We start from the raw sequence: 1,334 nt of genomic DNA, 5'->3' as shown, positions 1-1,334 counted from the left end.
GCCGAGGCCAACGGCCGGGCGAAACTCGCCCGGAAGCGGGCCGACCTGATCGTGATCAATGAGGTCGGTCCGGACCTGGTCTTCGGCGCCGACACCAACACGGTGACGGTCATCGGCGCCGACGGCTCGGTCAGCCGGCTGCCCGAGCAGGCCAAGGAGGCAGTGGCCGACGCCGTGTGGGATCTCGTCGTGGCGCGGCTGCCCGGCCGCTCCTGACGGGTGGAACAGGACGCGACCGATCCCGACACCGGCCGCAGTGGTGATTAGACTGCCGCGGAACGACCTCACACGCTTAGGAGTGCCGTGACACGCCGTCTCTTCACGTCCGAATCGGTCACGGAAGGCCACCCGGACAAGATCGCTGACCAGATCAGCGATGGCATCCTCGACGCGCTGCTGACCGAGGACCCCCACAGCCGCGTGGCGGTGGAGACCATGATCACCACCGGTCAGGTACACATCGCCGGTGAGGTGACCACCAAGGCGTACGCCGACATCCCGACGATCGTCCGCCGGACCATCCTCGACATCGGCTACGACTCGTCGAAGAAGGGCTTCGACGGCGCCTCCTGCGGCGTCAGCGTCTCCATCGGCGCACAGTCCGAGGACATCGCGCAGGGCGTGGACAACGCCTTCGAACTGCGGACCGGGGCGTCGGAGAGCGCGCTGGACGCGCAGGGCGCCGGCGACCAGGGCATGATGTTCGGCTTCGCCTGCTCGGAGACGCCCGAGCTGATGCCGCTGCCGATCGCGCTCGCCCACCGGCTGGCCCGTCGCCTCTCGGCGGTGCGCAAGGACGGCACGATCCCGTACCTGCGGCCGGACGGCAAGACCCAGGTCACCATCGAGTACGAGGGGCTGCGCCCGGTCCGGCTGAACACCGTTGTGGTGTCCAGCCAGCACGCCGCCGACATCTCGTTGGACTCGCTGCTCACCCCCGACGTTCGTGACCACGTGATCGCCCCGGAGCTGGAGAGCCTCGGTCTGGACACCGACGGCTACCGGCTGCTGGTCAACCCGACCGGTCGGTTCGAGATCGGCGGCCCGATGGGTGACGCCGGGCTGACCGGTCGCAAGATCATCGTCGACACCTACGGCGGATACGCCCGCCACGGCGGCGGCGCGTTCTCCGGCAAGGACCCGTCCAAGGTGGACCGCTCGGCCGCGTACGCGATGCGCTGGGTGGCCAAGAACGTGGTCGCCGCCGGTCTGGCCGAGCGGTGCGAGGCGCAGGTCGCCTACGCGATCGGCAAGGCCCACCCGGTGAGCCTCTTCATCGAGACGTTCGGCACCGAGACCGTGCCCGTCGCCACGATCGAGAAGGCCGTCGGCGA

Annotated in this window: 2 protein-coding genes; both read left to right on the top strand. The window is 69.4% G+C overall.

Going from position 1 to position 1,334, the window contains the following annotated elements:
• Window positions 1-216, top strand: a 216-nt coding sequence (locus KBX53_RS33085) for a phosphopantothenoylcysteine decarboxylase (protein ID WP_305798001.1), incomplete at its 5' end; no start/stop codon positions are given.
• Window positions 217-303: 87 nt separating this feature from the next.
• The coding region (gene metK / locus KBX53_RS33080; RefSeq protein WP_210863784.1) for a methionine adenosyltransferase at window positions 304-1,334 on the top strand (1,031 nt) is incomplete at its 3' end.

The sequence above is a fragment of the Micromonospora sp. M51 genome (assembly GCF_018070305.1).
GTDB lineage: Bacteria > Actinomycetota > Actinomycetes > Mycobacteriales > Micromonosporaceae > Micromonospora > Micromonospora parva.
This window is presented reverse-complemented; position numbering and strand designations above follow the sequence as displayed.